6 protein-coding genes and 1 pseudogene are annotated in these 8,364 nt (G+C 35.8%); 4 read left to right on the top strand and 3 right to left on the bottom strand.

The window, feature by feature from the left end; genetic code table 11:
* The first annotated feature begins 163 nt into the window (after positions 1 to 163).
* The 4 genes from ACOQFO_RS01075 to ACOQFO_RS01090 all read left to right on the top strand — a co-directional run bounded on the left by ACOQFO_RS01075 (position 164) and on the right by ACOQFO_RS01090 (position 5,053).
* Positions 164 to 1,384: a dicarboxylate/amino acid:cation symporter gene (locus tag ACOQFO_RS01075; RefSeq protein ID WP_421687869.1), complete on the top strand. Its 1,221-nt coding sequence runs from the start codon at positions 164 to 166 to the stop codon at positions 1,382 to 1,384.
* A 247-nt stretch (positions 1,385 to 1,631) separates the two neighbouring features.
* Positions 1,632 to 3,917: an ATP-dependent DNA helicase gene (locus tag ACOQFO_RS01080; RefSeq protein ID WP_421687870.1), complete on the top strand. Its 2,286-nt coding sequence runs from the start codon at positions 1,632 to 1,634 to the stop codon at positions 3,915 to 3,917.
* 2 nt (positions 3,918 to 3,919) lie between these two features.
* Entirely contained in the window at positions 3,920 to 4,150 is a 231-nt protein-coding gene (locus ACOQFO_RS01085; protein WP_421687871.1) for a GyrI-like domain-containing protein, read from the top strand.
* 150 nt (positions 4,151 to 4,300) lie between these two features.
* A complete protein-coding gene (locus ACOQFO_RS01090; RefSeq protein ID WP_421687872.1) occupies positions 4,301 to 5,053 on the top strand; it encodes an NADPH-dependent oxidoreductase in 753 nt (250 codons plus the stop codon).
* A gap of 42 nt (positions 5,054 to 5,095) precedes the next feature.
* Here ACOQFO_RS01090 and recQ read toward each other — a convergent pair whose 3' ends face one another.
* The 3 genes and pseudogenes from recQ to ACOQFO_RS01105 all read right to left on the bottom strand — a co-directional run.
* The gene (gene recQ, locus ACOQFO_RS01095) at positions 5,096 to 7,249 is read right to left on the bottom strand and encodes a DNA helicase RecQ (protein ID WP_421687873.1); all 2,154 of its coding nucleotides are present in this window, start codon (positions 7,247 to 7,249) and stop codon (positions 5,096 to 5,098) included.
* Positions 7,250 to 7,331: 82 nt separating this feature from the next.
* The gene (locus tag ACOQFO_RS01100) at positions 7,332 to 7,934 is read right to left on the bottom strand and encodes a histidine phosphatase family protein (protein WP_421687874.1); all 603 of its coding nucleotides are present in this window, start codon (positions 7,932 to 7,934) and stop codon (positions 7,332 to 7,334) included.
* 28 nt (positions 7,935 to 7,962) lie between these two features.
* A pseudogene (locus ACOQFO_RS01105) lies at positions 7,963 to 8,199 on the bottom strand (VOC family protein); the annotation flags it as partial.
* Positions 8,200 to 8,364: the final 165 nt, after the last annotated feature.

The following is an 8,364-nucleotide window of genomic DNA, read 5'->3' on the forward strand; positions in this document are numbered from 1 at the left end:
TTGTCACTTCCTTTTTGGGTAGTTTTGTGTGTGGTAACCTCAACTAACACCAAAATTAAGGGGGTGGCAAGTTTTTTTGCGTAAAAGACTGTAAAACCAACAATTATTAGCGATTTATATAAATTATTTTTGACAATACGATTTATTTAGAAGGGGGTTAAATATGAAGAAGATTGGTTTGCTAACACAAATATTAATAGCATTCGTTATTGCTATTATCTTAGGTGCCATTGTAGGTCCAGGTATTGAAGTAGTAAAACCACTTGGAGATCTCTTTTTACGCCTCATTAAATTTATCATTGTACCGTTAGTCTTAGCTTCTCTCGTAGTTGGGGTTGCGGGTACAGGGGACATTAAGCGAATCGGTAGAATGGGTGGAATCACTTTTGTTTACTATATTGTCACTACAGCAATAGCGGTGACAATCGGTTTAGTACTTGCGAATATATTTAGACCAGGTTCTGGTTTGGATATGACTTTATCTTCTGATACAGCTGTGCCAACTGCTGCACCTAATGTTGTGGATACAATATTAGGAATCATCCCAACAAATCCTATTGCTTCAGTAGTTGAAACAAATATGCTCCAAATTATTTTCTTCGCAATCTTCATCGGAATTGCTATTGCGATGTTAGGTGAAAAAGCAAAAACAGTTTACAACTTCTTCGATGAGTTTGCAGAGATTATGTATAAAATTACGAACATTGTTATGAAGACTGCTCCAATTGGGGTATTCGGTTTAATCGCACCTATCGTTGGACAATACGGAGTTTCTGTTCTTCTTCCATTAATTAAGCTAATATTAGTTGTTTATGCAGGATGTATCCTTCACGCAGTACTTGTTTACTCTGGATCAGTAAAAATTTTTTCGAAACAAAGCCCACTTAAGTTCTTCAAAGGTATTGCACCAGCAAGCTTAGTTGCATTTAGTACTTCAAGTAGTTCCGGTACATTACCGGTTACAATGAAATGTACAGAAGAAAACCTTGGTGTTTCCAAGAAAGTAAGTAGCTTCGTCCTTCCGCTTGGAGCTACCATAAATATGGATGGAACTGCTTTGTATCAAGGGGTCTGTGTATTATTCATTGCCCAATTTATGGGAATTGAACTTTCATTTACACAACAACTAATCATTGTAATAACTGCAACTCTTGCTTCAATCGGAACAGCAGGGGTACCAGGTGCAGGTTTAATCATGTTGACAATGGTCGTAACAGCTGTTGGATTACCATTAGAGGCAATTGCACTAGTTGCAGGTGTTGATAGAATTCTAGATATGATCCGTACATCTGTCAATATAACTGGCGACGCATCGGCTGCAGTTGTAGTTCAGGCGCTTGAAGATAAAAGAGAATTGAAGGCAACGAGTAATGTAAGCGCATAAGCTTATGAAAAAATTAAGGCAAGCTAAGCAATAAAGTGCTGGTGGAAATTCTGGTTAACCGAATTTTCATCAGCCTTTTTATTTAAATAAATGCCTATTAAGTTATCTATCACGATAAAGGTATATGTCTAATATAACATTCTCCCAGTTAGACTTTAGTGTTCTATTTCAAAAGGGCTTTTTTATTTTGCTTAAAACAATCAAACCTTGTACCATTAAACTAACTGATTCGAAATAAGGTGATGACATGCTACCCGAAATTAAGCTCTCCGTAAGGACTTTAGTTGAATATGTATATAGTAGTGGAAGCATTGATAATAAATTCCGTACTGTCACAACGATGACGGAAGGTACTAAGGCACATAAAGCGATTCAAAGTAAATATGAAGAGGCAGATCAAAAGGAAGTTTTTCTGAAGACTGAAATTGAATATGAGAAATTGAACTTTGTTATTGAGGGCAGATGTGATGGGTTGCTATTTCGAGGAGATGACATCATCATCGATGAGATTAAGTCTACTTCAAGAGACCTGTCTTTGATAGATGAGGATTCCATCCCCGTTCACTGGGCTCAGGCTAAGGTATATGCCTATATTTATGCAAAAGACAACAACCTACAAGAAATGAGTGTCCAGTTAACTTACATTCATGTTGTGACGAATGAGCAAAAGAAATTTCAGAAGCGATTTACTTTTCAAGAACTCGGACAGTTTGTAAACGAGCTTGTGCAGAACTATTCACCTTATGCAAATTTAATCTACCAACACCGGCTTAAAAGAGATCAAAGCATTTCAGCTTTACCTTTTCCATTTGAAAACTATCGCCAGGGTCAGCGCAAATTTGCAGGTGCAATCTATCAAACAATTACGGAAGAAGCGAATATTTTTGCAAAAGCACCTACCGGGATTGGAAAGACGATTTCTAGTATTTATCCAACAGTGAAGGCACTTGGAGAAGGAAAACTTGAACGGTTGTTTTATTTAACTGCCAAAACGATTACGAGACAAAATGCTGAGGAAGCTTTCAATCATTTGAAAAATAAAGGGCTAGTTTTTAGTGCTGTAACAATTACCGCAAAAGATAAAGTCTGTTTTAAAGAAGAAACGATTTGTCAAAAGGAATACTGTGAGTTTGCAAATGGCTATTACGACCGGATTAATGGAGCAGTGTTGGATATATTCTCTCATGAAACATTTATTAGTCGAACGACAATTGAGGAATACGCAAGAAAACATCGATTATGCCCCTTTGAGTTTTCATTGGACTTAGCTTTTGTGGCCGATGCAATTATCTGCGACTATAACTATATTTTTGACCCGAAAGTTTCATTGAAGCGTTTTTTCGACGACCATAAAAAGAAATCAGTTTTGTTAATCGATGAAGCTCATAATTTAGTTGACCGTGCGCGGGAAATGTTTTCAGCAGATTTAGTAAAGTCCAATTTTCTAACGTTGAAACGAGAGTATAAAGGGTCTGCCTTGTCTGATTCTGTTTCGAAGATAAATAAATATTTTATTGAAATAAAGAAAAAGTGCTCTGAAAAAGGGTTCCTCATTTTGGATGAGCTACAGGCACATTTAGTAGAATTGCTAGAAGAATTTATTCCTATCGCTGAAATAGAATTGTTGCAGCCGACAAAGACCGATGAACAGCAATTACTGTTAGATACGTATTTTGCTGCAACTGGGTTTGTTCGAATAGCAAAGCTTTATGATGAACGATATGTAACCTATGTGGAAATAGAAAATAATGATGTTCGACTTAAAATGTTTTGTCTGGACCCTTCATATCTATTACAACAGATTCGGAAGAAGTTTCGCTCAACGATCTATTTTTCTGCAACCTTATTGCCTCTCACATATTTTTTAGATATGCTTGGTGACCCTAAAGAAGATTATACACTTTCCATATCATCACCTTTTTCTAAGGAACAAACTGAGGTATTTATTCAACCAATATCAACTCGATTTAGGGCAAGAGAGCACACAAAAAAACAAATACTTCATATGCTATCAAACCTCGTTCGTGAGCGTAGAGGGAATTTCCTAATATTTTTTCCTTCCTATCAATACATGAAAAGTGTGTATGAAGAGTTTACAGCTACTTATCCAGAAATTCGTACGTTTATCCAAACGAATAAAATGGACGAAGTGGAACGTGAGCAATATTTAAACGAATTTAAAGAAAATCAATCGGAGAATGTTTTTATTGGTTTTGCTGTATTAGGAGGCATTTTTTCAGAAGGTGTTGACCTAAAAGGAGATAGGTTAAAGGGAGTTATTGTGGTGGGAGTAGGATTGCCTCAACTTTGTCTCGAACGGGATATTATGAAAGATTATTTTCAATCTAAAGGGAAAAATGGTTACGATTATGCCTATGTCTATCCTGGCATGAACAAAGTACTTCAAGCAGGTGGGAGACTCATAAGATCTGAGACAGATACAGGAGTGATTATCCTTGTCGATGATCGATTTTTAACATCAAAATATCAAAGTCTTATGCCAGATGAATGGAGAGATTTTGAGAGAATTTAAAAATGTTCGGTTTGGGGTGTTTATTCCCTACAGAAGGACTATGTGTCCGAGCTATGCATATTGGTAGTTATGATGACGAACCAAAAATTTTCGAATTGATGGAACAATATTGTATTGAAAACAACTTAATTAGAGCAGAAAATACACATAAAGAAATTTACATCTCAGATGCGAGAAAAACTCCGCCAGAAAAATTAAAAACGGTTCTTAGATTTAAAGTTACTGAAGTTTAAAGAATGGTCAATTTACTACTCAAAAGTAAATGTCCAATCAAAACGCCCAGAGTTTGAAACTGTGCTTTTTTGTGCTTTCAAAAGGATGTTGATGTACTTTATTTGAACTAGATGTACACGTGTAGTAGGGTATCGTTAGGGAGTGATCATATGAATGAAGTTATTAGACAAATGGGAAAGCATAGCTCTGTGAGAGAATTTAATATGAGTAAAGATGTTAGTGAAGAACTAGTACAAGTCATAATAAAATCCGCTATGGCAGCTCCAAACTGGATTAATGGCCAACAGGTTAGTGTAATTGCTGTTCGAAATTCTGAGAACAAAAAGTTGTTAGCTAAAGCTGCAGGTGACCAGAAATGGGTGGAGGAAGCTCCAGTTTTTCTTGTATTTTGTATGGATTTTTATCGTGCGAAAATTGCTGCACGTAAGAATAATAAGGAATTTCGAATAAAAGATGATATTGAAGCTGTGATCGTGGGCTCTACAGATGTTGGTATCGCTTTAGGTAGTGCAGTTGTTGCTGCTGAGTCATTAGGGCTTGGGACTGTTCCAATTGGAGGAATTAGAAAAAATGCCGAAGACGTAATTAAAATACTAGACCTTCCTGAATATGTTTATCCTATTGCTGGGCTAGCGATTGGATATCCAGAAGTTATTCCTAGTCCAAAACCAAGACTTCCCCTTCAAGCAACTTATCATAAAGAGAGCTATGTAAAGGATAAAATGTCCGAATTAATTGATCAATATGATGAAACAATTTCATCCTATATGTCCGAAAGAACAAATGGGAAAGATACGAGTAATTGGTCTAGTAAAGTAGCCAACTTTTATGAAACTCGTTATGAACCCTATGCAGAGGCAACGAGCCCAACATTAAAGAAACAGGGATTTGATTATAAGTAAATAAAGTAGCGACCTATCCTATTATAATAGGTCGCTACTTTATTATTTTACCGTTAACTTGTTTTTGCTAATAACTGCTTGGATTACAAAATAGTCAATTTCTCCATTCAACGCTTCCCAGATTGGCTTGAGTTTATCAGTATCAAGCTCAATGATCACATCTAAAACTCTCTTCTCAATAACGTCATCAAAAATTTCATTCCACTTTATTTCATAACCTTCTTCGGCACTTCGAATAATGTGGTTTTGGATGGTCACTTTCGATAATTGTCGTGCTTTTGAGATTTCTTCAATACTAGTACCATCTATAAACATTTCATAAGAAATAACATGACTTGGTTTTTCATTAGTTTCTTTTACTACTTTTTGAGTGATATCTGGTTGTAAAGGTTTTTCAGAAACAATTACTGCATTACCTGATACAAACTCTTTTATTTCATCGATAAATGCTTGTCCATATTTTGCGAATTTACTTTGGCCGACTCCTTTAATTTGGAGCATGGACGTTTCATCAGCAGGGTAAAAACGACACATTTCTTTTAACGTAACATCTGAAAAAATAACAAATGGTGGTACATTTTCTTCCTGGGCGAATTGTTTTCTTAAGCCCCGTAAGATTTCAAATAACTCTTCATTTTCCTCAACATTACGAGCCTCTTTAACAGGTGTTTTGCTTTTCTTCATCCAGACAGAAACTTCACCTTTTAATACCGGAATACATTTTTCAGTCAACTGTACGACTGGATACTTTCCATCTGTTAACTGTAAGTAATCTTCTGTTAATAAATAATTAATCGTATCAACGATTTCCTTTTCCGATTGGGAACGTAGTAATCCATAAGTCGACAACTGATCAAACCCAAGCTCTCGAATTCTTTTCTGGCTAGACCCTTTCAAAACTTGTGCAATTAAAGTCGTACCGAATCTTTCTCCCATACGCTTACAACAAGAAAAGATCATTTGTGCTTCTCTAGTTATTTCCACTTTCTCACGTGTATCTTTACAACTGCTACATTTATTGCATTTCATATCCTCTTCATTTGGATCAAAATAATGAATGATATAGGATTGAAGGCATTCTTCTGTATGGCAATACATAATCATTTGATTCAGTTTATTGTAATCTTGTTCTCGGACCTCAGGATCGAAAGTAGACTGCTCGATTAAGAACTTTTGCAACTGAATATCTTGCTGAGAGAAAAGTAGGATACATTCACTTTCATCCCCGTCACGACCAGCCCGGCCAGCTTCTTGATAATAGGCTTCTAAATTCTTCGGCAAATTGTAATGAATAACAAAACGGACATTGGATTTATCAATTCCCATTCCGAATGCATTGGTGGCAATCATTATTTGCTTTTCATCATAGACAAATTGCTCTTGTGCCTGTTTTCGTTCTATCTCAGAAAGTCCTGCGTGATATTTAGCAACAGAGTATCCTTGGACAGACAAATAATTGTATAGTCCATCAGTTTCTTTCCTACTGGATGTGTAGATGATACCAGATTCTTTCGGGTGTTCTTGTAAGTAAGACACAATATAGTCTCTTTTATTTGCCCCTTTAACGACATTAAAACTTAAATTTTCCCGAGCAAAACCATTCTTAAAACAATCATCTCGTTCAATCTGCAATAAGTACCTTATTTCATCAGCAACATTTTCCGTTGCAGTAGCGGTTAAAGCTACGATAACAGGTCGCTGATTTAACTTCTTGAGTGAAGCTACAATTGAGCGATAGCTTGGTCTAAAGTCATGTCCCCATTGGGATATACAGTGTGCCTCATCAAACGCAATTAATGGAATAGGAATAGAATTTAACAGATTCATAAAATAATCAGAATCAAATCGTTCTGGCGCAACATACACAAGTTTGTATGATCCTTGGCGGATATCATAAATACGGTCTTGTAGTTCTGTTTGCGTAAGAGAACTGTTTATATAAGTTGCTGGAATATCAGAAGCAGTAAGTGCATCTACTTGGTCTTTCATCAGTGATATGAGAGGAGAAATAACGATTGTTGTGCCTTGGAAAAGAAGTGCTGGTATTTGAAAACAAATGGATTTACCTCCTCCAGTAGGAAGAATTCCAAGTGTGTTTTTTTGATGTAATATATTTTCAATTATTTCTGCTTGTCCACTTCGGAAATCAGCATAGCCGAAGTATTGATTTAACAAATTTCTTGCTGTGTTTAACAACGAAAACCACCTCTAATAGAAGTATAGCACGAAATAAATAAAAATGGCGCTGTGGATTAGCAACGCCTTATCGGTAGGTAAATTATTGAAAACGATCTAAAGAATAATTTAAAAAATGGATAATTTTCTTGCCATTTTTTATTTCAATACAGTGTAGACCTAAGTCTGCAGTTGGGAAAATCATGCCATCTGTAATGGAGTTATTCAATAAGACATTTATTAAATGAGATATAGTACCACCATGACTGACTATTAATACCTGCTCAGATTCTTTATGGCGTTCTAATATTTCATATAGAGCTTCCTCCACACGATGGCGAAAAGCAAGTTCCGATTCTCCTTTTTCAATGGCTTCAGTTATTGGTCGACCATTTGGAGGCATTGGATATTTTTTAATAGCTTCCTCTCTTTTTAACCCTGCAAGGACACCATTATTCCATTCAACTAATTTAGGTTCAAAAACAACTTCAGTATTAAGAGATTTAGCAATATGTTCAGTCGTTTGTTTCGTTCTAGTCATTGAACTCGAGATGATTATATCAGGATTAAAACGACTTGAAATATATTGCGCCATTCTTTCAGCTTGAGCATGACCAAGATCTGTCATTGGAAAATCTGCGCTTCCTTCATGGACATTTAGAATATCTGCCTCTGTTTGTCCATGTCTTAAGAGTAATAAAATCACTTGTATCCCCTCAATTCCCGCTTTGTATTACATCCGTAAAAGGATCCACGTTTTGTGCATTATCGTTCCATCCAGGATTAAAAGTTAAAATGTTCTTCTCAAACATCCCTTGGAAAAGACCAATAACTGTCTGTCCATTTTTTTATATTAACCAGTTATTATTAATGTCTCCGCCAAGCGTTTCAAATCCTAACTTTTCGTAGAATTCTTTTGAGGCATGAATATCTTTCACTGCTAAACTTACAGAAAATGCTCCTAATTGCATAGATTAAGTCCTCCTATTAATATGATAGACTCTCGGCATTCGCCGAGCTTTGTGGTTCAAGGATTTTCCTCAAACCAATTTATTTCATCCCTCCTATTTTAGGTGGGATTTTTTAATGTTCATTTTTTTAAAACTGGAAATTAATTATCAAAATATTTTCACGAA

The organism is Ureibacillus sp. MALMAid1270, from assembly GCF_049202975.1.
In the GTDB taxonomy this organism is placed as follows: domain Bacteria; phylum Bacillota; class Bacilli; order Bacillales_A; family Planococcaceae; genus Ureibacillus.